We start from the raw sequence: 23,521 nt of genomic DNA on the forward strand, positions 1-23,521 counted from the left end.
CTAGCTGACCTTCGATTCCATGTCGAGGGCAGATCAGTGATTGACCAGGCCCAATCTTTCCCGCTGCTCGTCCTTGGCCGGATCGATCCGGCTCTTGCCGATCAACGAATAGCGGATGCTGTCCACAAGCGCTTGCCAGCTCGCTTCAATGACGTTCGTAGACACGCCTACCGTGCTCCAGGTGTTCTGGAAGTCGGTTGATTCGACGAGCACGCGCACTTTTGCGGCAGTGGCATCCTTCTCGTCGAGCACTCTCACCTTGTAATCAGACAAGTGCATATCCTGAATATCCGGATAATATTGCAGCAGCGCTTTGCGCAGCGCATTGTCGAGGGCGTTGACCGGACCGTTGCCTTCGGCAGCCATGTATACCTCTTCGCCGTGAACCTTCAGCTTGACGATCGCTTCAGACACGACAGGCTGATCAGCGGTTTTCGCAACCAGCAGCTTGAACGATTCCACCTCGAAGACGGACTCCACCTGACCGGATGCCTGACGAAGCAGCAGCTCCAGGGAGGCATCGGCGCCTTCGAATTGATAGCCTTGATGCTCAAGATCCTTGATATCCTGGATGATCTTCTTGGTCTCGCTGTTGTTCGCGTTGAAATCGATTCCGAGCTCCTGCGCTTTGAACACAAGGTTGCTTTGACCGGCAAGCTCGGACACAAGAACCCGCTGCTTGTTGCCGACAAGCTCAGGCGTTATGTGCTCGTAGGTCTTGGCATGGCGCAATATCGCCGATACATGAATGCCGCCCTTATGCGCGAATGCGGCCGTGCCGACAAAAGGCTGGTTGACAGGCATGTTGACATTGGCAAGCTCGTTGACGTAGCGGGCAACATTGGTCAATGTCGCAAGCTGTTCCGGAGAGATGCATGTGTAGTCCAGCTTCAGCTGCAAATTCGGAATGACCGAGCATAGGTTGGCGTTGCCGCACCGTTCGCCAAAGCCGTTGATCGTTCCCTGCACCTGGCGGGCGCCGGCCTGAACGGCGGCGATGCTGTTGGCTACGCCAAGTTCGCAATCGTTATGGGCGTGGATGCCGATCTGCACGTTGACCTTGGATTTGACATCCTTCACGATGTCTGTAATTTCATGCGGGAGCGTGCCGCCGTTCGTATCGCACAGAATGATCCAATCCGCCCCGGCTTCCTCCGCTTTCTTGATCGTGGCCAGCGCGTATTCCGGATTGTTCTTGTACCCGTCGAAGAAGTGCTCCCCATCGTAAATCACTTCCAGCCCGTTGTCCTTCAAGTAGCGAACCGAATCGTAAATCATGGCGAGATTTTCTTCCAGCGTCGTCTGCAGCGCCTTGTGCACGTGGAAATCCCATGACTTGCCGAAGATCGTGGCGCAGGAAACGCCTGCATCCAGGATGGCCTTCAGGTTGGCATCCTCCTCAGGCGGCGTCAATTTGCGCCGCGTGCTGCCGAATGCGGTGATCTTGGCATGCTTCAGCTTCAAGTCTTTTACCCGATGGAAAAATTCGATGTCCTTGTTGTTGCTTCCGGGCCAACCGCCTTCAATATAATGGACACCCATTTCATCCAGCTTCAGGGTGATTTTCAGCTTATCCTCTACCGAGAGGCTGATTCCTTCACCCTGTGTGCCATCACGCAGAGTGGTATCGAATATGGTGACTGCCTTGCTCATAGTGCCCTCCTTCAATTTCATCGCAACAGGTGCATGTTAATTTCTAATTATAGCATGCTTTCGACCCGCGTGGACAACGATTGTGTTTTTTCTTTTCCGAAAATATACGGTTCGCACGAGACAAGAGCGGCCGAGGTTGACCTGCCAGCGAAGCCGGGCTATGATCGAATGAACGAGGCCAGAACAGGTGATGATCAGCAAATGAAAAAGGTGGACGATTTCTATCCGGCAAGAGGGCGGATTGTGCTGCATATTGATATGAATGCCTTTTACTGTTCGGTGCACGAGGCGGAAGATCCCGATACCTATAAGGGCAAGCCGTGTGCAGTAGCCGGCAGTGTGGAGCAGCGGCGAGGCATTCTCGTGACTGCTTCTTATGCAGCCCGAGCCAAGGGCGTGCGGACAGGCATGCAGGTGAGGGAAGCGCTGAAGCGATGCCCTGAGCTGCTGCTGATTCAGCCGGATTTCGCCCTCTATCGCCAATATTCCAAAAGATTCGTGAAAATCGTGGAAAGCTATACGCCGCTCGTGCAAGTCATGTCCATTGACGAATGCTATGCGGACATTACAGGCTCCAAGCAGTTCGGCACACCGATTGAAATTGCCCGCTCTATCCAGCGGCGTATCCGGGAGGAGCTGTCCTTGCCGTGCTCCATTGGATTGGCGCCGAACAAGCTGCTTGCCAAGGTAGCCTCTGATATGAAGAAGCCGAACGGCTTGACCGTGCTTCGCCGGCGGGATGTGCCCCAATTGCTTTGGGACAAGCCTTGTTCTTACATGTACGGCATCGGCGCCAAAACCGCAGCCAAGCTGGAGAAGCTCGGCATTCGCACGCTCGGCCAGCTGGCTAAGGCGGACGAGCGCCTGCTCAGCGACCGCTTCGGCATTATGGGGCCCGCCTTGATTCGTGCGGCCAACGGGATCGACGATTCGCCGGTCAATCCCGAACGCGAGCCGAACAAGTCGATCGGGCATACGACCACGCTGCCCGAGAACATCACGGCATACGAAGAGGCGAGCCGGGTGTATCTGAATATTGCCGATCAGGTTTGCCGCAGGCTGCGCAGGCAGAAGCTGGTTGCGCATACGGTCCAAATCACCATTCGCGACCCGGGCATGAAGACCATTACCCGTTCGCAGACGCTGAATTCCCCCACTGACGATGTGCGGGAAGTATACAAGGCAGCCTGCGAGCTGCACCGGACGCAATGGAAGGAAGGAAAGGAGATCAGGCTGCTTGGCATTACGCTGCAGGGACTGGAGGAGAAGGACAGGGCCGCGCGGCAGCTTGATTTGTTCAGTTATGAAGAAGCTCCCAAGCGGGACAAGCTGCTGGCGACGATGGACCGTCTGCGCGACAAGTTCGGCGAGAGTTCGCTCTTGACAGCGGGAATGCTGAGCGAAGATCCTTCCGCGCTTATCCGCGATCACAAGAGGAGAGGGACGAGTCTGCAGAAGGACATGTTATGGGCCGAGAACGAGGGCTCCGGGGAGGAGAATGATCCCTCCTAATCTCGCATAGAATAAGGGGAGAAATCCTTGAAATGGTTTGAACTTTGATTTGAATTGTATTATAGTGTATAGAGGAATAATAAAAGTGGCAATAGAAATCAGAGGAGGGCGTTTTATTCATGGCAAAATATACATGGGTGGAGAAAGATACTTGCATTGCATGTGGCGCATGCGGCGCAACAGCACCTGACATCTATGATTACGATGACGAGGGTCTGGCAGAAGTCATTTTCGGAGATGACGGAAATACTGGCACAACTGAGATTCCGGAAGATCTTTATGATGATATGCAAGACGCATTGGATGGTTGCCCGACCGATTCCATCAAAGTCGGAGACGAGCCATTTAACAAATAAGCTATACGGCCTGAAATAATAAGAACTGTCTGGTCATTATAGACTAGGCAGTTTTTTTTATTGTCCAGTTTCCGCGATTCAAAGCTCCTGCTGCGACGGCTCCCTTAATCGTGCCAACAAGAGTAGAAGGGATCAAGGAACGGGATGAGGAATATGTACGGGATAGAAAACCGCTTAAACCTCTGCGTGCATGGACCGTGAATCTAAGCAAGAGACAATCATTCATTAAGGCGTCCAGGCATTGTCAACGTAAAGGAGTTCGCGATGAAGAGAATGTTTCAAATGATCCGATATTTGATGCTGGAGAGAACCATTTCTCAGACGATCCTGTTATCCTATCTGCTAGTTAATTTATTGCTTCTGTTGCTGCTGGGCCTATTATCGATTCAGGACTCTACTAAAATCCTGACCGAAGAAATTATTGCATCCAGCAACAAAGTCATGGAGCAAGCCGCATCGGGATTAAGCTTCAATCTGGAGGAGACAAGACGTTCTTTGGTTTTGTTGGCAGGCAACTATGCAGCGATTTCTATTATGGGAGAGAAGAGTCCGGTCCAGATGAGCAATATTTTGCAATATGAACGAAGTTTGAAGGAAATCACTGCTGGCATTCATACGTATCAATCGTTAATCAGTGATGTCTTAATATTAGGCAAGAACGGCTATGTGCTTAATTTGGACGGCCGGAACTCACTAAACTGGGAATATGCGTTTGAAGAACAGCCGTGGGTTCAGGAAGCATTCAATACCAGGCAAAAAGGGAATTTCTTCAGTCTGGGTATCCACCTGCAGGATTATTATCTTCCGCACGACATTTCCCGTTATGAACAGCCGACTTTATCTGTTGCGATGCAAGTCAGGGGATTCGGCGGCAAAGTCGTGGGCGCCGTCATTGCCAACCTCGATCTGAATAAGATCAACGGCATGTTTGAACGAAGCGCCTATCAAAGCAGCGGGAACATCTTCCTGGTAGATGAAAATCGGCGGATCATCGTTCATCAAGACCGCAGAAAAATTGGAGAGACGCTTTATTTCGAAGGAATGAATCAGATCGATCGGGAAGCGGCAGGGAACTTCACGGCGAAGATCAATGACGATGAGCATCTGATTATTTATCAGCCTACACTGATCTCCGGATGGAAGATGCTTTCTACCGTTCCCATGACTGAGATCACAAATCAGTCTGCACCGATCAAGTCTAACCTCGCACGGATTCTTTACTTATGTATTGTGCTGAACATCTTGATCAGCGCATTTATAACCTATCGCATATCGCGTCCTGTAAATAAACTGCTGCGGACGCTGGACCGGATCGGGGAGGATGACGGGTCGCTCTATGTCTATGCCCAGCATTACCGCTATCGGGAGCTGAACTATATTGGGAACAAGTTCAGGGAGCTGATGATCCGGATTAATCAATTGATCGAACAAAACTACTTGTCCCAAATCTCTCTCAAAGAAGAGGAATTAAAAGCGCTCCAATCGCAGATCAATCCGCACTTCCTGTTCAACACGCTGCAGCTTCTGCAGACGGAAATCGTATGCGGGAATATGGCTTCGTCCAATCACATTGTAGTATCTCTCAGCAACCTGTTCCGATACTCGATGAGACAAGCGGAAGAAGTCGTTGAACTGAGGAAAGAAATCGAGCATGTTAAGGATTATCTGTATATTATGAATAAAAAGTATAATGACCGGATTTCGATATCTATGCATATCCCGCAAGACCTGCAATCTGTGCAGGTTCCCAAATTAATTTTGCAGCCTATCGTAGAAAATTCCATTCGCCACGGATTCGGCGACGATCGGCGAGAAGGCTCCATTCAATTGTATGCGGCCAGGGTGAGGAGGGGGCTGTTATTCATGGTCCGCGATAACGGGAAAGGGATGGATCAAGAAAGTCTGAGAATGCTACGCAAACATATCGAAAAGCCGAATCGCAAAACAGGAAACATCGGGCTTTATAATGTCAGCCAAAGAATCAAGCTGAAGTACGGGAATGAGTACGGCATCATCCTTCGAAGCTCGGAAGGCGCATATATGACAGTATATTTGATTCTGCCGGCTGTTCCTTGAACATAGGCATAGAGGGGGATTGGCAATGAAGCTACTGATTGCGGACGATCAGCAGTCTCTTCATACTTTTCTGAATACTATGATGAACTGGGAGACGCTCGGCATTCGAGAAGTCAGGCACACTTATGATGGCAGAGAAACGTTGCAAGCGGTGAGGGAATACAAGCCCCATCTGCTCATCCTCGATATTCGCATGCCGTTTATGAGCGGGCTGGATATGCTGAAAGAACTGCAGGATCTTCCGACGAAGCCCAGAACGATTATCCTCAGCGCTCATGACGAATTTGAATACGCGCGCGATGCGCTGCATTTGAATGTGGACCAATACATGCTCAAGCCTGTCGATCTCACATTGCTGCAAACGGCGATAGAGGGGTTGACGGAACAGATTCGGCATAACTATCAAAAAGTGCTTGCTCGAGAGTTTGGGAAATGGGTGCACAGCCGGGCGCTCCACGCGGAAGTGGTTGAGGCGATGAACGAAGCATTCAGGGTGCTTCAAATTGATCATTATGTACTGCTTGAGGTTCGCGGCGAGTGCCCTCCGGAGAACCTGCCGACTGACTGGATCACCAATCAGGATTCGGTTGCTTCCTTTAACCACTACCGCAAAAGTCCGGACGGATATGCCTGTCTTCTTGGACTGTCTGCGGATGTATCGGATGATGAGCTGTTGGTCCTTGTAAATCGTCTGTGGGCGTACTGGAGGAAGATGTATCCGAATGGCCAACTTTCCATCGGCATGAGCCGAAAGGCTCAAGACCCTTCTGCGATGCTGCTTGGATTGCAGCAAAGTGAAGAGGCCAGCAGCGCGTTTTTTTATTCCTCCGAACCGGTAAACGCTTACACCGGGGAGAGTTTCGCCAGTTCCTGGAACTTAAGCGAGTTCCACCGATATGAGAAGGGATTTGAGGAGAAGATTTCCTATGCTTACCATGTGGAGGCGATAGTTGAGCTTTCAGGCGAGCTGTTCCAGGATTTCCGCAGGAGAAGGCTCCATCCCGAGAAAGTGTATGCTTTGCTCCTGCAGTATCTGTATGCAATCGGTCACGCGAATCGTTGCAGCGATCTGAAGTGGTCAGAGACAGAAGAGATATCAATCGATTTTTTGAGAAGGTTTCGAACGGCGGACGATTTGGAGGCCATGTTTGTCCATTGGATACGAAGCTTGGGTAACCGGCAAGAACAAGCCCAGGGATGGAACGAAACGATCAAGCAAGTGAAGCAATATGTGCAGCTGCACTATGGTGAGGATGTATCGTTGCAAGCGATTTCGCAGAAGTTCTCCATCGACAGGTTTCAACTAAGCAGATGGTTCAAGCAAGAGTGCCAGATGAACTATTGGTCGTTTGTCATGCAGGTAAGAATGGAGAAAGCAGCCGAGATGCTGGCGGATACGTCGCTGAAAAACAGCGTGATTGCCGAGGCGACCGGTTTTGTCGATGAAAGCCATTTCAGCCGGGTGTTCAAAAAATACTATAAGATGACACCCAAGCAATACCGACAGGCACTAGACAGCTCCTCTTAATCATGCAACGATATACAATTTAATGCGCAACAATATGAATTCCGCCCGGCGTCGAAATCATCTAAGCTTTACATTGTAAGTGCTTTACTCACATCTCAATGGACGGGGGAATCATGAACGATGAAGAAGTCAAGTGTATGGCTGCTTGCCCTAATGATGGCATTTGTTGTTGTGCTATCAGCTTGCAGCAGTAATGAAAGCGCTGACAAAGGGAGCGGGGACGCAAACACCGCAGGGCAGGAGAAGAAAAATGTCAAGCTGAGTATCTTGGCCTGGAATAATGAAACCGAGATGAAGCCGGTTTTGGACGGATTCACGGCGAAATACCCGCATATCACCTTTGATTTTCAGTTTGCTCCGCCAGTGAAAGATTACATTGCGAAGTTGCAAACGATGCTCTTGACAGACACCGCAACGGACATTTTCATTATCGCTGCCGAAAACAGGAATGAAGTCATCGACGGCGGCCATGCATTGGATTTGACAGACTATCCATTCATGGAAGTGATGCTGGACAGCAATAAGCCGATGCTGAGCAAAGACGGCAGAACGTATGCCTTCACGAACAATGGCTGGGTTGGAGGCTGGTTCTACAACAAGAAATTGTTCGAAGAAGCCGGAATTGAAGAGATGCCGGAAACGTGGGATGAGTTCGTGGCCATTTGCCTGCAATTGAAAGAAGCAGGAATTACGCCGCTGTATGACAATATGCAGGACCTGACACAGATTCATTCGGCCTTGTACGGCAATATGACGCTTTCCCAAGATCCGGAGTTTGATAATAAAATTTTCGCCGGGGAGAAAACATTTGCAGAAGGCTGGACGGATGTGTTCGAGCTGTGGAAGAAGGATATGATCGATACGAAGATTTTGACTCCAGATATGATTGGACTGACGGGTGATCAGATTGAAAGCGAATTCACGCTTGGGAATGTTGCGATGTTTTTCGGCGGGCCGTGGAGCATTGCCAAGCTGACGGAAACACCGGATCTGGATTTTGGCATGATTCCGGTTCCGGGACCGAATCCGGGCGAGAATTACTATGTGGGAGCGCCGGGTGTCGGCTTTGCTGTGAACAGCAAGTCCAGTCATCAAGAAGAAGCTTTGCTGTTCCTGGAGTACCTGAGCACACAAGAAGGGCTGGATCTGTTCTATGAGGGAACGGGCTTGATCATGACCGCGAAAGATTATGAGGCGAAGGTGCATCCTTCGATGCAGCAAGCTTATCAGGAGGGATTGATGGAGGGGCGGATTTATCTGCCTATGGTTACCTGGCCCAGACATCAGGAAGCATTAAGAAACCAATTCGTCATCTCTACGCAAGACATGGCTGTGGGCAAGATTACGCCTGAGGAAGCGGCAGCGGCCATTGACAAGAAATTCAACGAAATGGAAAACAAGTAAGGGGATTTAGAGGAAACAAAGGGTACAGGGCGACCTGCTACCCTTTGCTTTGGAAAAGGAGGCATCATGGCGAAGTTTCTTCGGCACGTACAGTATGAGCTCTTTCTGCTCCCGATCCTGATTGTGTACTCCTTGTTCACGATCTACCCGCTGATTCGATCCTTTGTGCTAAGTCTGACCAACTTTAACGGTTATAGTCTGGATTATGATTTTGTCGGATTTAGGAACTATATTCAACTCTTTTCAGATGATGCCATCGTATCGGGCATATCTTTTACATTGCTGTTTGCGCTGGGAACAACGTTCCTGATTACAGTGCTCGCAATCCCGCTAGCCTTGTTGCTGGATCGGCCATTTTTGACTAAGAACTTGCATCGGGCCATCTTTTTCTTTCCTTCGATTCCGAGCGGATTGCTGCTTGCCTTTATCTGGGGCTTTATTCTTTCCCCCGTGCAGTCGGGTGTGCTCAACAGTATTTTGCATGACACCCTTCATATTGGACCGTTCCCGTGGCTGTCCGACCCAGTACTAGCCAAGCTCTCGACCATTCTTGTGGCGACATGGGCAGCGACAGGTTGGCATGCGATCTTGTACTTGGCTTTTCTCCAATCCATTCCTAAGGATTACTATGAGGCAGCCTCAATCGATGGGGCGAATCGTTGGCAGATTACACGCCATATTACACTGCCATTGCTTGCGCCTGCGATGACGGTCAGTGTCATGCTGCTGCTGACCGGCGGATTGAAGGTATTCGAGGTTCCGTTCGCGCTTACGAATGGTGGCCCAGGCTTCGAGACGCATTCCATTACCCAAGTCATCGTGCTACGCGGAATAACGGAAACACAGTTTGGCTTTGCTTCGGCTATGTCTGTAGTGTTCTTCTTGATTGTAATGACGATTGCTGTCATTCAGGTTACGGTGATGCAAAAAAGGGAGGAACGCATACAATGACAGATTCACAGAGACGGCTTTCGATTCTCGACCTTGTGATGCTTCCCGTCGGTATGATTATGTTTGCTCCCTTCTACCTGATTATTATCAATACTTTCAAAACGGAGCGCGAGGCGATTTCCAGTCCGCTGAGCTTGCCGAAAGAATGGAACTTCGACACGTATATTCATATTTTTGAGCAGACCTCGATTGTTAGAAGCTTTGGCAACAGCTTGATCCTGACAGTTTGTTCTGTCCTCTTGATGGTATTGATCGGCGCCATGGCGGCATATCCAATCGTTTTCAATCCCAATAAATTGAATCGATTGCTCATGTTTTATTTGCTGGCCGGGTTTATGATTCCTTTTCAAACTACCTTGATTCCGCTCTTTCAACTTATGACAAGCCTGCAGCTAGTCAATAAGCTATACGGATTAATCCTTCTCTATCTTGGCGGAGCGGTGTTTGTCTTTTTCCTGATCCTTGGGTATATGCGGACCATACCGAAAGAGCTTTCAGAGGCCGCTATTATTGACGGGTGCTCGATAGGCGGGATATTCTGGCGAATAATTTTGCCATTGCTTAAACCGATTACGGTGACGAGCGCGATTTTTCAGACGATGTGGATCTGGAACGACTTTCTTGCCCCATTGCTGTTTCTGAGCTCTCGCAGCAATTCGACGCTCGTATTGGAAATTTACAAAGCAAAAGGTGAGTTTACGGTTAACTGGCCGATGTTTATGACGATGACGGTGTTGACCCTCATTCCGATTTTTATCTTTTTTATTCTGATGCAGAAGCAGATCGTGAAAGGAATTGTTGGAGGAGCAGTAAAAGGGTAATTCTTGGATAGGAGCAGACAACAAGCCGCCGGAAGACCGAAGCTGGTCAATGTAATGAGGAGAAGACGTTCCGTCCGATGCGATACAGCGTTGGACGGAACGTTTTATTTTGCGCCAGACATGTCGAATTGGTGCATTTTCTAGTTGATTTTTGTATTTTCTAGTGCTTCCAGCCAGGGTTGCATGCTATACTTACTAGAAAAGTAGGTATTTTGATTCATTTTCAAAACAAGCTTTAAGTATAAACTGGGAGCGATGCAATGAAGAAGCGAATCCGCAAATACATTATTTACGGCAATGCCCTCGTTGTTTTGCTGTGTTTTGTCCTGTTCATGTTTCAGGTTTTCCTTACATTAGAGCGTTCTTTGTATGAGTTTGACTTGAAACGAACAGCTTCTCATGCGCCGCACGAAGATATTGTCGTGATCGGGATTGACGAACATTCGCTGCAAGCGTTGGGAAGCTTTCCGTGGGATAGGCAGATCTACATCCCGTTGCTGGACATGCTCAATATGGAGGAATCCAGGCCGATAGCGATCGCCTTCGATATTTTGTTCACCTCAGCGAGCGACCCCCAAAGCGATGAAGCGTTAGCCCGCACGTTGGCCGAATACGACAATATCATCATGCCTTCCTATGCGAACATCGAAGACGAGTACAACCGCAAAGCGGTTTCTTTCGGAGAAGACGGCGCGCTGCAGGCGGACAATTGGACGCATCCGATCCCGATTTTTGCGGAGGTGACAGAACGGGCGCACATTAATGCGAGACTGGATTCCGACGGCGTCATACGCCGCAATTGGCTGCAAATCAATACAGGCGACGGCACGCCAATTTATTCGATGGCATTCAAGATGGCGCAGATGGGCAACATCCCTGTTGAGAGCTACCTCGGGCGGAATCAGCATAAGGAGATTCTGATCGATTTCCAAGCTACCTCGAATGATTTCTTGCACATTCCGTTTGTTTCTGTGTTGAACGGAGAAGTGCCTCCAGAAATATTCAAGGACCGCTACGTCCTGATCGGCTTTACTGCAGTCGGTTACGATACGGGACAAACAGCTATCGAACAAGAAATGAAGCTGGTCTACGCGCATGCCAACATCCTGAACCAGCTCCTTGCACAGACATACATAAGCATGGCGCCCAATCTGTACTCGGCTGTAACAGTATTGGCCATGATCCTGCTCGCCCTATGGTTTACCTGGCGGTTCAAGACGCTGCACAGCGTGCTTATCTTCATGGGGACAGCTGCTGCTCTGCTGATCGGACAATATTATATCTTCAAGCATTTCGGCCTCTATGTGGATACGGTAAATCCGCTGGTCGCGTTAAGCTTGACTTACTTGTACAATGTCTCGATCAAAGCTTACTTTGAAGCGCGTCAGCGCAGCTTCATCACGAAGCAGTTCGGGCGATATTTGTCACCTGAACTAGTCAGGGAAATTGCTAGAAGCGATCAGGAAATTCAGCTGGGCGGCATCCATAAGGAGCTGTCGATTCTCTTCCTGGACGTTCGGGGATTCACGACGCTGTCGGAGCAGATGAAGCCTGAAGAAGTCGTAGGATTCTTGAACATGATGTTCGATTTGATTACGACTAAAGCCTTGGACAACAAGGGAACCATTGACAAGTTTATTGGAGACGCCGCGATGATTCTGTATAACGCTCCGCTCGATGTGCCGAATCATGCCTATTGCGCAGTGAAGACCGCGTATGACATTCAGGAGGGCATGAAGCAGGTACGTAAAGAAATCGAGGAGCAGTATGGCGCATCCATAAGCGTTGGCATTGGCATCCATACCGGTGAAGTAGTCGTTGGGAATATCGGGTCCTTTCTGCGTGTCGACTATACGGCGATCGGCGACAATGTAAACGTTGCCGCTCGAATTGAATCCAACACTACTGCCAATCAGGTTCTCGTGTCCGAGGAAACCTACGCGCTCACGAAGGATTACTTCGATTACCAATGTGTGGGCGAGCGCATGATGAAAGGCAAGACGATTGCCGTGAAGCTGTATGAAGTCACGGGAATTAAGAAAAGGTTAGCAATTGCGGACTGAGTGAAGTTTTCTCAAAGCGCGCTTTGTCCGTTTGCTATAAAAATTGATGAAGGTTTGCATTAGCATTGCAATTATTTTACTAGTTAAGGAGTTTGAGGCGGAATGACTGGAATCAAGATGAAACGCTGGATAGCCGCGATGGTGAGCGTCGTCATGCTGTACGGCTTGCTCGCAGGCGCGTTCGCCCCGCAGGCGGATGCGGCGACAGCGAGGATAGCCAAGATTGTCAGCGTCACCGGTGACGTGCAGATCACGAAATCCGGCGGAACAAAACCGTACAAGGCTTTCTCGGGCCTGTACCTGAACCAAGGAGACCACATTAAGACCGGGAAGAACAGCAGCCTCGTTTTGGAGGTAGAAGACCGCAAAGATGAAGTGACGGTTGGCGCTAATGCGGAATTGTATGTTTCCCAACTAAAAGAAGACGACGGCAGCAAGAATACGAGCTTAAAAGTATGGTCCGGCTCCGTGTGGACGAAGGCTTCTTCGCTTGTGGATACGAAGGATACGTTCGAAGTGGAGACACCGACGGCTGTCATGGGCGTTCGCGGCACGCAGTTTTCCGTAAATGTCGATCCAAAGACAGGACGAATGAGCGTAACCGTCAATGCGGGCATTGTTCAGGTTCATCCTTCCATTCCTTCACCCGGATCATCGAGAAATGCTGATGGAAATGCCCCAATAGTTCCGAGCAACCCTATTACTTCTGTCTTCCCTGGCATGCAGGCTGATGTTTATGAGAATCCGCTGTCGGGGGATATTTCCCATGTACTGAGTTACTTGGATCTCGACGATCTGGCGGGCTTAGCTGATCCAGCTATTATTGAAGCAATGATTCGCAATAAGAATGTTGCCGATCAAGAGAACGAGAAGTTATTGGAAAAATTCAAACAAGACCTTGACAATCATACACCGCCCGGATTGGATTTGGACGAGCAGGAACAGTTGGATAATTATCGTGAAATGCTGGATCACTTAACCGGCAATATCTTGAAGACGGCGATCGAAAAAGGAACAGTCGATGAGCAGACCATTGAGGATATTGTCAACAAAACTCAGCAGCAGATCGGTAGTGAGTTCGAGCTGGACTACAAGAATCCGCCAGCGCCCAAGCTGACGAGTCAACAGCAAGCTATGAAGGAACGGGCACTGGAAGAGAAGCGCAGGCAGCAACAGCAACTGCAGCAGAAAGAGCAGATGAAAGAACAGCAGCGCCAGAATCAACAAAATTTGCTTAATCAGATAATGCAAGAGCAACAGCGACAGCAGGAGCAAAATGAACAGAAGGCTGAACAAAAACAACAAAACGCACTTGACAAATATTTGAACAGCTTGACAGAACAAGAGAGAGAGCGCTTGCTGAAGGAAATCGAAGCCCGGGAAAATGCGCAGAACCAACAACCGACCTCGCCTTCTGGCGGAGGAGGGTCCAGCTCTCCAGGCCGGCCTTCCCCACCAGCCAATACCGGCACGGAGTTGAACGGCACCGGCATATACACCGGATCCGTGACAGCCAGAGTCAATTCCGGGAACGCAACCTATGGTCCCGTCTCAGGCATGCGGACTATCGACGGCAATGTGACGATCACAGGCAACACCTCTGGCGATATCGCATTGCGTAATTTAATGATTGCAGGCGATCTGATTGTGGATGCGACAAATGCTTCTGTATTATTGCAGGAAACCGTTGTGGTTGAAGGCGAAACAATCATACGGGATGTGAGCTCCCGCACGTTGACTAGCCAAGCGACTCATGGCGGAAAGCTCGAAGTGCAGGACAGCAATGGCGCCGGACTGCATCTGAGCGGCGCCGCCAGCGAAGCGCTTGTAGACATCACAGGCGATGGGGAAGTGGCGCTGCGCGGTGAATTCCTCCATTTGGTGAAGGTGACCGGCGCCGCTATGCTGAAGATCGATGCAGATGCGCGTATAAGCCAATTGGAAATTCTGAGCAGTGATGCTCAACTGGAGAACGAAGGCTGGATCGGGGACATTCTTTATCCTTCCGATCTGGAAGTGCACGGTTCCGTTCTGCTAGAAGTGGAAAAGATTATCCAACGCAAGATTGCAGCTGTGAATGCGGCAGATTCACTGGATAGTATGAGAGAAGCGCTGCATGCGCTCGGGCTTGGCCATGAGATGTCTGAGGCCGCGATTGAATACATGCTCGCACATCGCCCGGAAACTGGCTTCTCCACTTATGAACAGATTCTAAAAGCTGTTCAGCAGGCGATCGATCATGAAGTTCCCGGAACTGAGCCTTATGTGGCCTATTTCGGATCATCACCGATAATGGATCCTTCCGCGATCAAAGTCGAGGTGGCGGGAGCGGATGTCTTGTACGCACTGGATATGCACGCTCTGGTAGCGTCGTCTACGCCGAATTTGAATCCGGATGTAAGCTTGCTGGAGAAGATGGTCACAGACGGCATAGCGAAGAAGTTCAACGTACCATCGGGGCAGACGTCGATGAATCTGAATTTGTCCCCGTTAACGTCGTACTATCAGGTGAACTTGATCATCTTTGCTGCACGAGGCGATCAGGTTTCGAAACCGACAAGGTCTATTGCGGTTCCAGGCGAAGATGTGTACTTCGGCAACATTAACGGCTCAGTGACATTAACCGAACCCGCGCCAGCTGGCGGAGTGCGCGTCATGGTGTTTGCGCGCTACAGCTATGAGTATGAATGGTCTCTGCGGCAACCGATTATGGATGAAGCAGCGGATGTTTCCTTAGAGAACTACACGTTTGTAGACATAGCGGAAGGCGAGACCGCCGCTAGCTACAACCTGCGGGTGAACCGGTATGGCAGCAGCTACGTTGTCGGATACAGCATCGTATCGGAATTGCCGGAAGACAGTCTGCTGCTGAAGCAAGGATATGCCGGACATGATGACACGATGGTATCCTATGCACATGCAGAGCAGGCCCGCTTTATCCATTTTCCGCACCAGACTGAAGACGAACCTGTAGAGCAGGTATCTCTTACCGTTGCCTCAGGTGTGGCGGTGACCGGTACGGTGCAGGTGCACGCGAACAAGCTCGGAGGAAGCGACACCGTATATGTGCTGGCAGAGAACGAGCAAGGACAAGCAGGTTTTGCCAGTGTGGCCGTCACGGGAACAGCTCCTGTACCATTCAAGGTGATTGCGCCGGAAGGCTCATCGTATCGGATGCTATATTTCTTGTCGAACGAATATGTGCTTGACAATGCGTACTACTATGGAGAAGCCGGCGCCTATACGCGGAATCTGCAACAGGCCGCATGGGTGGACAGCGCAGACAGCGTCAATCTGGTGCTGCCAGACGATGAGATTTCGATTGCGCCGCTAGAATTCTCGGAAACTGGCTTTGGCTTTACTTTTACGCCTATTGAAGGAGCGGATCAGTACCAGTTCAAGCTGTATGACGAATATGGGACGAGGTTCTGGCTGACGCCTGAATCCGTAACAGCTGAGGAAGCGGCTGCTTCTCAATTCACCATCTATATCGATGAACTCATGAGTGAAAGAGAAGAGGGGCTCATGCCGAATCGCACCTATTATTTGTCGGTTGCGGCTTATGCAGACGAAGGAAGCGGGCTGGTTGCAGCAGGTGTAGGCAGGATGTATTCCGGCGTGCTTTACAGCAAACCGTATGTGTTATCATCCGCACCGTTTGAGAATTCGCAAGCTGTGCCGACTGATGCGATTTTCACGCTTACCTACAATGAACCTGTGACAGTCAGCCAGATCGACAATGGCTTCGTCCTTCTTTCCAGCGACGGCATCCCGACCGTGGGTGTGAGTGCTGAAGTACAAGGGGATGGAACGAAAGTGATCGTCAGCTTTGATCAGGAATTGGTTGCGGACAGCTATTATATTCTGCAGGCAAATCCGCGGGCGGTCAGGAACAGTCATGGGGTTTCCAGCGGGTTGTTCGAGCTGGCTTTCCACACAGCTATAACCAATGTGCAAGTTCCATCTGTTACGAGCACGGTTTATGAGGATTCGCTCCATGTGTCCTGGGTAGCAGACGGCTCGATGGCGGTTACCCGGTATGATGTGTGGGTGAACAATGAATGGAAAGGCACGACAGAGGGGACGTCGTTTGACCTGGCCGGGCAATTCGCCGCGACGGATTTGGCCATCCTGGTTCGTGCCTACGATGGTCAGACTGTCGTAGCCGAAACCGAGCTGTTTCCTGCTTTCAATCCTGTCAGATACTTCAATGCCCAAGCCGGCTTTTATGATGGAATCATTCTCTTCTTTGAATTTGAAGAGGTAGCAGGAGCGGCAAGCTATGTGATTTACAACGATCTTTACGGGTCTGGTCAAATGAATCGAACGGTAAAATCTGAGCCGGGTCAGGTACAGGTCAACACCCCAGGCAGAGTCATCATTATCGCTGTTGATGAAACCGGGCGAGTTATGGCGAAGTCGGAGATCCAGTATACAATTGATTATCAATCTATATAGGATGATGTCGCTAATCCATCCCTAAATAATGGAACCAAAGGAGCTTTTCCATGCAAAAGATAAAGAAGAAGATGATCGTGAGCATCTTGTCGCTATCCCTGTGTTGGCCATCTGCCTTGTTTGCCGCTTCCCCTTCGGAAGGACTGCGCGGCACGAACGGTGAGATTTTGTCTCAGGTGAATAGCTTGGCCGGTTCGAGTGAATTCGGAGATAGGGACGGGGCTGCCTTGAGCGCCTCGTTCCGAAACCCCGCAAGCGTAGCCGTTGCGTCTGACGGGACGATCTATATCGCAGATACGGATAACCAGCTGATCCGAAAGCTGAAGAACGGCACTGTAGAGAGCTTCGCGGGGAATACATTGCTTGAGGACGAGCGCGGATTGCCGATAGGCGCCCTGCTGGATGGCGCAGGCGAAGCTTCCTCCTTCTCCAAACCGCATGGTTTGGACGTGGATGCGCGCGGCAATGTGTATGTAGCGGATGCCGACAATCATGCCATACGTAAAATCACGCCGAACGGAACAGTGACAACCCTGGCAGGCAACGGCGTGCTGGGCGATGAGGACGGCAGGGGCAAGGCGGCGGCGTTTTATTCGCCTACGGACGTCGCAGTAACTGCGGACGGCGTTGTATACGTGGCGGATACGCTGAATCATGCGATTCGCAAAATTACGCCGGACGGCACCGTTACGACGCTCAATGCGATGGCTGAACGTCTGATGGAATGGGCGCCAGGATATGTAGAATCAGCCGGCAGCTTTGCGGATGGTCCGTTGGCAGAAGCGGCCTTCAATGAGCCTTCCGGACTGGCATTGGACGAGCGCGGGAATTTGTATGTGAGCGATACGGGAAATCAGCTGATTCGCTACATCGATTTGCAAAATGGAACGGTCTCAACGGTAGCGGGACTTGTGCGTAATCCGATGTACCAGGGAAGCGAGCCGTATGCCCCGGGAGGTTACGTGAATGGCGCTGCCCTGCAAGCGCAGTTCCATTCCCCTAGAGGCATAGCGGTCACGGCAGAAGGCGGCCTCGTCATTGCCGACAGCATGAACCATGCGATCCGGTATTTGCACAACGGTCAAGTGATCACATTGGCAGGGGCATTGGAAGAGAAGTACGGCGATCAAAATGGCATCAACGGCCTCAACCGGCTGCATGCTCCTAGCGGCGTGGCTGTACAGCGGGACGGGAGTATCCTGATTGCAGACAGCTACAACAACAAGGTCAGAGTATGGTCTTTGTATACGCACCCGGAACAGGTGGAGGCGAATGGCAGCATCCACGTTGTCTTGAATGGACAGGTAGTCACATTCGATGCGCAGCCGGAAATCGCCAATGCCCGCACAATGGTGCCGGTGCGCGCGATCGGGGAAGCGCTGGGCTATGAGGTGGAATTTGAGGGCACTTCAGTGAAGCTTAGCCTGGATGACAAATCTGTGACGCTGCAGCTTGACGACACGCAGATTGCAATCGAAGCGGCAGGCGAAGAGCCAAATCGCCGCTTCATGGATGTCGCGCCGTATGCCAAGGATGGCCGCACTTACGTGCCGCTGCGTTTCTTCAGTGAAGAGTTTGGAATGGATGTCCAGTGGGATGCGGACACTCGAACAGCGATCCTGCGGGAGAAAATGTTCGATTAAACAAAGAGCATCTCGGTAAAAAGGGAGCTGCCTGAAGTTGAAACCGACTTCGGGCAGCTCCCTTGTAGTTTTGTTGAACAGTGACGCCTGTCAGCTTGCTCAATCCAAGATGATTAATACGGACAGCGCAATGACGAGGACAGCGAAGACGGAAGCAATCCATGCAATGGCTTTCGTATTGACTTGCTCCTGCTGCTGTCTCCGTTCGAAGTACGTTGGTTTACGCTTGGCCATAGGAATCTTTCCTTTCATGACGGGATAATTTAAACATAATGGAACCGCATTCATCCTGTCAATGTCATCAAGTATCAGGAGACGAATATCTCTTCCTTTTTGCATGCATTTCCGATAAACTGACAGGTAGGACAAACTTCGAGATCGGAAACAGAAATAGTTGTTTCAGGCATGAGAAACGGGGGAAGCATCAATGATTTACCGCCATATGGCCAAGCCGCTGCTGTTTAAGCTGCAGCCGGAGACTGCGCATCATCTTGTAATAGGAGGACTGAAGTCGGCCTCTCATGTTCCGGGCGTCGAACAGCTGCTTGCCCGCACTTATCGCACGAAGGAACAGCCTGCTTTGGCCGTCCGGCAATTCGGGCTGCGCTTCAGCAATCCGATTGGACTGGCGGCAGGATTGGACAAGAATGCGGAAGCGGTACGCGGGTTTTCCGCGCTCGGTTTCGGCTTCATCGAGGTCGGAACTGTAACGCCAAAGGGGCAGCCGGGCAACGAGAAGCCGCGCAGCTTTCGTCTTCCTCCGGATGAGGCGTTGATTAATCGAATGGGCTTCAACAATGAAGGCGCGGAAGCGATGGCCCGTCGTTTGGAACGGCTGGGGAAGCGCAGAATACCGATAGCCGTCAATATTGGCAAGAACAAATCTACGCCGAATGAGCAGGCGCCGGATGACTACCGGGCTTGTATCCAGGCGCTTTATCCATATGGCGATTTTTTTGTCGTGAATATAAGCTCGCCGAATACGCCGGGGCTGCGCAATCTGCAGCACGGGGATGATTTGTCTCAACTATTGGCTGCTGTGCTTGATGAGATGGAGAAGCAGCATAAGGCGCTTGGCTATGCCGGAGAGGTGAAGCCGGTACTGGTGAAGATAGCGCCCGATTTGGAGAATGACGAGCTCGGCTACACGCTGGAGACGATTGCCGGCAGCGGGGTATCGGGTCTTATCGCAACGAATACGACGTTGTCCAGGGAAGGATTGCGCCACAGCAATCGGGAAGAGGCCGGCGGATTAAGCGGGAAGCCGCTGAGGGATAAGTCCACGGCAGTTATCCGGGAAGCTTACCGCTTGACGGGCGGCAAGCTTCCGATCATCGGATCGGGCGGCATTTTTGCTGCAGCAGACGCATATGAAAAAATACGTGCCGGCGCTTCGCTCGTCGAAGTGTATACGGCGTTTATTTATCATGGCCCAGGCTTGATCAAGCAGCTGAACGAAGGACTGGCGGCGTTGATGAAGCAAGACGGATTTGCATCGATTGCCGAGGCGGTCGGGGCGGACCATCGTTGATCGATCATGGATTATAATCGAAGCTGATCCGCTCCGGGCTGAGCAGGCATGCGCAAATGCCGGGCAAGGGGACTGAGGCGAGGCCAGATCTTCATCTTCTGGAGAAGGACGATTGGAGGCAAGCGTATGGATGGCAGAGACTGGGGGAAATTCCTGCTCCCCTATGAGCAAACGGTGGAAGAACTGAAGGTGAAATTCAAGACACTGCGGACAGAATTGAAAAAACGCGAGGAGTTTTCCCCGATTGAATTTGTAACCGGCCGCGTAAAGCGCATCTCCAGCATTTTGGAAAAGGCCAAGCGTTTGCATGTGCCGATGGATAAGTTGGAAACCGGTATTGAGGATATAGCTGGCATTCGCATCATGTGCCAGTTCGTCGAGGATATTGAGCGGGTAGCGTCCATTATTCGCGAACGGGAGGACATGATACTTGTCTATGAGAAGGACTACATCGCGAATACGAAGGAAAGCGGCTATCGCAGCTACCATATGATCGTGGAATATCCGGTGCAGACAGGGCTGGGCATGAAGCGGGTGCTCGCAGAAATCCAGATCCGGACGCTAGCGATGAATTTTTGGGCGACGATCGAGCATTCCCTGAACTATAAGTATCGGGAAAGCCTGCCCAAGGAGCTGCGCATCCGCTTGAAGAAGGCGGCAGAGGCCGCATTCAAGCTGGACGAGGAGATGTCCAGCATCCGTGAAGAGATCATACGCGCCCAACAGCTGTTCGAGGATCGCTCCAATCTTGTTTCCACCATCTTGTCTGACATCCAGGAGCTGTATTTCTATCATCGCATCCGCGAAGCGGTGACGTTCCAGCTTCAGTTCAACGAGCTGTGGGATAATGAAGACATATGGGGCCTCAAGACGCTGTCCGAGCAAATTCGTGCTTCCCTGGCGCGCGCGCAAAAGGAGCAGACATGAGCAGCTATGACAAGCTATATGTAGCCTTCCTCCGGTATTTCAACGTGGAGCGCGATTATTTCGAATGTCACGAGGTGATGGAGGAACTGTGGCTCGAGGAGGGGAGAAAGCCTTTTTACCAAGGATTGCTCCAGGTAGCCGTCGGCTTGTATCATTTCGAAAATGGCAATATCAGCGGATCGATCAAGCTGTTTGAAGCGGGGATTGACAAGCTCCGAGGAAGCGTGGAGGAGCAAGCCGGCATAGATATCGGCGCGATACTGGACGATTCGCAGCATTATGTGGAGAAGCTTCGCCGGTATGAAGAAGCCCCTTTTGCCTTCTATGATTTGAACATCCGCATCACCGATCCGGTGCTGGAGCAGGCGGTACAAGAGTTAGAGCTGTAGGAGAGAAACGAATAAGCCTTGCGGGGAAGCTGCCCTGCGAGGTTTTTTGGCGTGCGCTCGTATGGTGCGACACTTGAAGCATATCGGCAAGATGCAGGATGACTAGGCTCGGTTCGAACAGGGCAGTATAAGGGAAAATGCGGCAGGCGCCGCAGGACGTACTGGTCTGAAGGAGGGTCATCAGCATGCAGCAGAGAGACCAATGGGGCAGCCGGTTAGGCTTTATATTGGCGGCGGCTGGCTCGGCAATCGGGCTGGGCAACATTTGGCGCTATCCTTATGTGGTGTATGCCAATGGCGGAGGAGCTTTTCTCATCCCTTATTTTTTCGCTTTGATTACCGCCGGCATCCCCATATTGCTGCTCGAATTTGGTATTGGGCGCTTTGCGCGGGGGTCAGCGCCCTTGTCGCTGCGCAGACTGTCCAGACGATTTGAATGGCTAGGGTGGTGGCAGGTGCTGATCTGCTTCGTCATTACAACCTATTACGTAGCCATAGTGGCCTGGTCGGTCAGCTATTTTTTTTACGCATTTGACTTGAGCTGGGGAGAGAACACAGAAGCTTTTCTGTATGGGAGCCATCTCGGGCTGCCCGAGCAGGCGCTTACGGAACAGGGCTGGCAGTTCGGAGGGATGCAGTGGAAAGTGCTGCTGCCAATGCTCGCAGTATGGGCCGGTATCTATTATGTGCTCTACTTGGGCGTGCAGCGCGGGATCGAGCGCATGAGCAAATGGTTTATTCCGCTGCTGCTGGTGATGATGATCGCCTTCGTTATCCGGGCGGTGACGCTCCCGGGTGCGGTGGGCGGGCTCAATCACTTGTTCACGCCGGATTTCGCCAAGATTCTGCCGCCGCTGTTAGGCGGGAACAACCCGGAGTGGCACAGTGTCTGGCTGGCCGCCTACGGGCAAATCTTCTTCAGCCTGTCCATTGCATTCGCGATCATGATCACATACAGCAGCTATATGGATCGTGGACAGGAGGTCAACAACAGCGGGATCATTATGGCATTCAGCAACAGCGGTTTTGAGTATTTGGCCGCTATCGGCGTCTTTGCTGCGATCGGCTTCATGGCACAAGCAACGGGAGTAAGCGTAGAGGAAGCGGCAAGAGCTGGAGTTGGTCTCGCTTTTGTCGTGTTTCCGCAAATCATCAATGCATTTCCGGCCTTCAACGGGTTGTTCGGCGCCTTGTTTTTCCTGTCGCTCGTCATTGCCGGATTTTCGTCGCTTATTTCCATTATGGAAGTGATCGTTGCTGCGTTCATGGACAAGTTCAACATGAAGCGGACAACGGCTGTAACGCGGGTGGTCGGCGTCTGCGCGCTGGTCAGCCTCTTGTATGCGACTGGCTCTGGTGTGATTATTTTGGACATTGTTGATCATTTCATCAACAGCTTCGGCATTGTGCTCTCGGGGTTGGTGGAGGTACTGCTGTTTGGCTGGTTTTTCAGATTGTCAGTGCTGCGCGAAGAGAACAACGCAGTATCAGACTACAGCATCGGCCGCTGGTGGGACTGGATGATCAAAGGCGTGACGCCCCTTGTGCTGTTGTACATGTCCTTCCGTAATTTTGAACTGGAATTTATTCAAGCGTATGAAGGTTATCCGGCACATGCGTTAATAACGTTCGGCTGGACCGTTGTGGTGTTGACATTGGCCGCAGCCATTGGAATTGCAAGCAGGTGGGGATGGCCCAAACAGGAGGTGCTGAGGAGATGACGGGGGCGGCGATCGGCATGTTCTTGTTCGGCGCGGTACTGCTGTGGGGCGGTCTGGCTTTTACCATTCTGATCGCACTGCGCAAGAGCCGGAGGGGAGAGTAGCTTGTACGATTTATCGTACAAAACTCGCAAATCGTTGCGTGCAACTCGCCCATTTGTATGATTTTTCGTACGAAGGAGGGTCATAAACGGCTATGACAGTCCCATTTATACGATATTTCGTACAAGTTTCGACGGAAGCAGCTCTAATGGTCATATGCGGCTGTCACGACGAGAGTACGATAGGTCGGACCTGTCGGATCACCACAGTCAACGATAAGCATGTTGGCTTCGTCCATAAAAATCAAGCTGCCCCGAGTCTATTGATGACAGGGGGCAGCTATTGGTGGTACGCCCAGCATGGGCGTCATCTCTAGGGTGAAAGTCCCGAACGGGGGCTGGCGAGCGCCTACCGTTAGCCAAGGGCAAGGGTGTCGGCCGCGAGGC

The 23,521-nt window shown here is 51.1% G+C and carries 17 protein-coding genes; 15 read left to right on the top strand and 2 right to left on the bottom strand.

The window, feature by feature from the left end:
• Positions 1–33: 33 nt before the first annotated feature.
• The gene (cimA, locus tag XYCOK13_RS05210; RefSeq protein WP_213410818.1) at positions 34–1,653 is read right to left on the bottom strand and encodes a citramalate synthase; all 1,620 of its coding nucleotides are present in this window, start codon (positions 1,651–1,653) and stop codon (positions 34–36) included.
• A 201-nt stretch (positions 1,654–1,854) separates the two neighbouring features.
• Here cimA and XYCOK13_RS05215 point away from each other — a divergent pair, with 201 nt between their 5' ends.
• From XYCOK13_RS05215 to XYCOK13_RS05260, 10 genes are all read left to right on the top strand, one after another.
• Complete coding sequence (locus tag XYCOK13_RS05215) at positions 1,855–3,165, top strand: DNA polymerase IV (RefSeq protein ID WP_213410819.1); 1,311 nt, start codon at positions 1,855–1,857, stop codon at positions 3,163–3,165.
• Positions 3,166–3,284: 119 nt separating this feature from the next.
• Positions 3,285–3,521, top strand: a complete 237-nt coding sequence (locus XYCOK13_RS05220; protein ID WP_213410820.1) for a ferredoxin — start codon at positions 3,285–3,287, stop codon at positions 3,519–3,521.
• A 264-nt stretch (positions 3,522–3,785) separates the two neighbouring features.
• Positions 3,786–5,597: a cache domain-containing sensor histidine kinase gene (locus XYCOK13_RS05225; RefSeq protein ID WP_213410821.1), complete on the top strand. Its 1,812-nt coding sequence runs from the start codon at positions 3,786–3,788 to the stop codon at positions 5,595–5,597.
• A gap of 25 nt (positions 5,598–5,622) precedes the next feature.
• Positions 5,623–7,125 (top strand): response regulator, encoded by a 1,503-nt coding sequence (locus XYCOK13_RS05230; RefSeq protein WP_213410822.1) that lies wholly within the window; start codon positions 5,623–5,625, stop codon positions 7,123–7,125.
• Between the two features lie 120 nt (positions 7,126–7,245).
• Positions 7,246–8,529 carry an ABC transporter substrate-binding protein gene (locus XYCOK13_RS05235; RefSeq protein WP_213410823.1) on the top strand — a complete coding sequence of 428 codons (1,284 nt, stop codon included), beginning with the start codon at positions 7,246–7,248 and terminating at the stop codon, positions 8,527–8,529.
• A gap of 66 nt (positions 8,530–8,595) precedes the next feature.
• A complete protein-coding gene (locus tag XYCOK13_RS05240) occupies positions 8,596–9,480 on the top strand; it encodes a carbohydrate ABC transporter permease (RefSeq protein WP_213410824.1) in 885 nt (294 codons plus the stop codon).
• Entirely contained in the window at positions 9,477–10,301 is an 825-nt protein-coding gene (locus XYCOK13_RS05245; protein WP_213410825.1) for a carbohydrate ABC transporter permease, read from the top strand. The genes XYCOK13_RS05240 and XYCOK13_RS05245 overlap by 4 nt, the downstream gene beginning before the upstream one ends.
• Before the next feature lie 260 nt (positions 10,302–10,561).
• On the top strand, positions 10,562–12,364 hold the full coding sequence (locus XYCOK13_RS05250) for a CHASE2 domain-containing protein (RefSeq protein WP_213410826.1): 1,803 nt from the start codon (positions 10,562–10,564) through the stop codon (positions 12,362–12,364).
• A gap of 102 nt (positions 12,365–12,466) precedes the next feature.
• Positions 12,467–16,822: a FecR domain-containing protein gene (locus XYCOK13_RS05255; RefSeq protein WP_213410827.1), complete on the top strand. Its 4,356-nt coding sequence runs from the start codon at positions 12,467–12,469 to the stop codon at positions 16,820–16,822.
• A 50-nt stretch (positions 16,823–16,872) separates the two neighbouring features.
• Positions 16,873–18,465 carry a stalk domain-containing protein gene (locus XYCOK13_RS05260; protein ID WP_213410828.1) on the top strand — a complete coding sequence of 531 codons (1,593 nt, stop codon included), beginning with the start codon at positions 16,873–16,875 and terminating at the stop codon, positions 18,463–18,465.
• Positions 18,466–18,564: 99 nt separating this feature from the next.
• On the opposite strand, the gene XYCOK13_RS22125 is transcribed toward XYCOK13_RS05260, so the two are convergent.
• The gene (locus tag XYCOK13_RS22125) at positions 18,565–18,699 is read right to left on the bottom strand and encodes a hypothetical protein (RefSeq protein ID WP_280520878.1); all 135 of its coding nucleotides are present in this window, start codon (positions 18,697–18,699) and stop codon (positions 18,565–18,567) included.
• Between the two features lie 193 nt (positions 18,700–18,892).
• On the opposite strand from XYCOK13_RS22125, the gene XYCOK13_RS05265 reads away from it, so the two are divergent.
• The 5 genes from XYCOK13_RS05265 to XYCOK13_RS05285 all read left to right on the top strand — a co-directional run bounded on the left by XYCOK13_RS05265 (position 18,893) and on the right by XYCOK13_RS05285 (position 23,137).
• Positions 18,893–19,996, top strand: a complete 1,104-nt coding sequence (locus XYCOK13_RS05265) for a quinone-dependent dihydroorotate dehydrogenase (protein ID WP_213410829.1) — start codon at positions 18,893–18,895, stop codon at positions 19,994–19,996.
• 126 nt (positions 19,997–20,122) lie between these two features.
• Positions 20,123–20,923, top strand: a complete 801-nt coding sequence (gene yjbM / locus XYCOK13_RS05270) for a GTP diphosphokinase (protein WP_213410830.1) — start codon at positions 20,123–20,125, stop codon at positions 20,921–20,923.
• On the top strand, positions 20,920–21,312 hold the full coding sequence (locus XYCOK13_RS05275; RefSeq protein ID WP_213410831.1) for a DUF309 domain-containing protein: 393 nt from the start codon (positions 20,920–20,922) through the stop codon (positions 21,310–21,312). Before yjbM ends, XYCOK13_RS05275 begins: the two co-directional genes overlap by 4 nt.
• 185 nt (positions 21,313–21,497) lie before the next feature.
• Positions 21,498–23,033, top strand: a complete 1,536-nt coding sequence (locus tag XYCOK13_RS05280; protein WP_213410832.1) for a sodium-dependent transporter — start codon at positions 21,498–21,500, stop codon at positions 23,031–23,033.
• Positions 23,030–23,137: a MetS family NSS transporter small subunit gene (locus XYCOK13_RS05285; protein ID WP_213410833.1), complete on the top strand. Its 108-nt coding sequence runs from the start codon at positions 23,030–23,032 to the stop codon at positions 23,135–23,137. Before XYCOK13_RS05280 ends, XYCOK13_RS05285 begins: the two co-directional genes overlap by 4 nt.
• The last annotated feature ends 384 nt before the right edge of the window (positions 23,138–23,521 follow it).

This window comes from Xylanibacillus composti, from assembly GCF_018403685.1.
In the GTDB taxonomy this organism is placed as follows: domain Bacteria; phylum Bacillota; class Bacilli; order Paenibacillales; family K13; genus Xylanibacillus; species Xylanibacillus composti.

Coding starts and splice junctions, on each gene's coding strand:
- cimA (WP_213410818.1), bottom strand. CDS start 1,653: ATGAGCAAGGCAGTCACCATATTCGATACCACTCTGCGTGATGGCACA.
- XYCOK13_RS05215 (WP_213410819.1), top strand. CDS start 1,855: ATGAAAAAGGTGGACGATTTCTATCCGGCAAGAGGGCGGATTGTGCTG.
- XYCOK13_RS05220 (WP_213410820.1), top strand. CDS start 3,285: ATGGCAAAATATACATGGGTGGAGAAAGATACTTGCATTGCATGTGGC.
- XYCOK13_RS05225 (WP_213410821.1), top strand. CDS start 3,786: ATGAAGAGAATGTTTCAAATGATCCGATATTTGATGCTGGAGAGAACC.
- XYCOK13_RS05230 (WP_213410822.1), top strand. CDS start 5,623: ATGAAGCTACTGATTGCGGACGATCAGCAGTCTCTTCATACTTTTCTG.
- XYCOK13_RS05235 (WP_213410823.1), top strand. CDS start 7,246: ATGAAGAAGTCAAGTGTATGGCTGCTTGCCCTAATGATGGCATTTGTT.
- XYCOK13_RS05240 (WP_213410824.1), top strand. CDS start 8,596: ATGGCGAAGTTTCTTCGGCACGTACAGTATGAGCTCTTTCTGCTCCCG.
- XYCOK13_RS05245 (WP_213410825.1), top strand. CDS start 9,477: ATGACAGATTCACAGAGACGGCTTTCGATTCTCGACCTTGTGATGCTT.
- XYCOK13_RS05250 (WP_213410826.1), top strand. CDS start 10,562: ATGAAGAAGCGAATCCGCAAATACATTATTTACGGCAATGCCCTCGTT.
- XYCOK13_RS05255 (WP_213410827.1), top strand. CDS start 12,467: ATGACTGGAATCAAGATGAAACGCTGGATAGCCGCGATGGTGAGCGTC.
- XYCOK13_RS05260 (WP_213410828.1), top strand. CDS start 16,873: ATGCAAAAGATAAAGAAGAAGATGATCGTGAGCATCTTGTCGCTATCC.
- XYCOK13_RS22125 (WP_280520878.1), bottom strand. CDS start 18,699: ATGGCCAAGCGTAAACCAACGTACTTCGAACGGAGACAGCAGCAGGAG.
- XYCOK13_RS05265 (WP_213410829.1), top strand. CDS start 18,893: ATGATTTACCGCCATATGGCCAAGCCGCTGCTGTTTAAGCTGCAGCCG.
- yjbM (WP_213410830.1), top strand. CDS start 20,123: ATGGATGGCAGAGACTGGGGGAAATTCCTGCTCCCCTATGAGCAAACG.
- XYCOK13_RS05275 (WP_213410831.1), top strand. CDS start 20,920: ATGAGCAGCTATGACAAGCTATATGTAGCCTTCCTCCGGTATTTCAAC.
- XYCOK13_RS05280 (WP_213410832.1), top strand. CDS start 21,498: ATGCAGCAGAGAGACCAATGGGGCAGCCGGTTAGGCTTTATATTGGCG.
- XYCOK13_RS05285 (WP_213410833.1), top strand. CDS start 23,030: ATGACGGGGGCGGCGATCGGCATGTTCTTGTTCGGCGCGGTACTGCTG.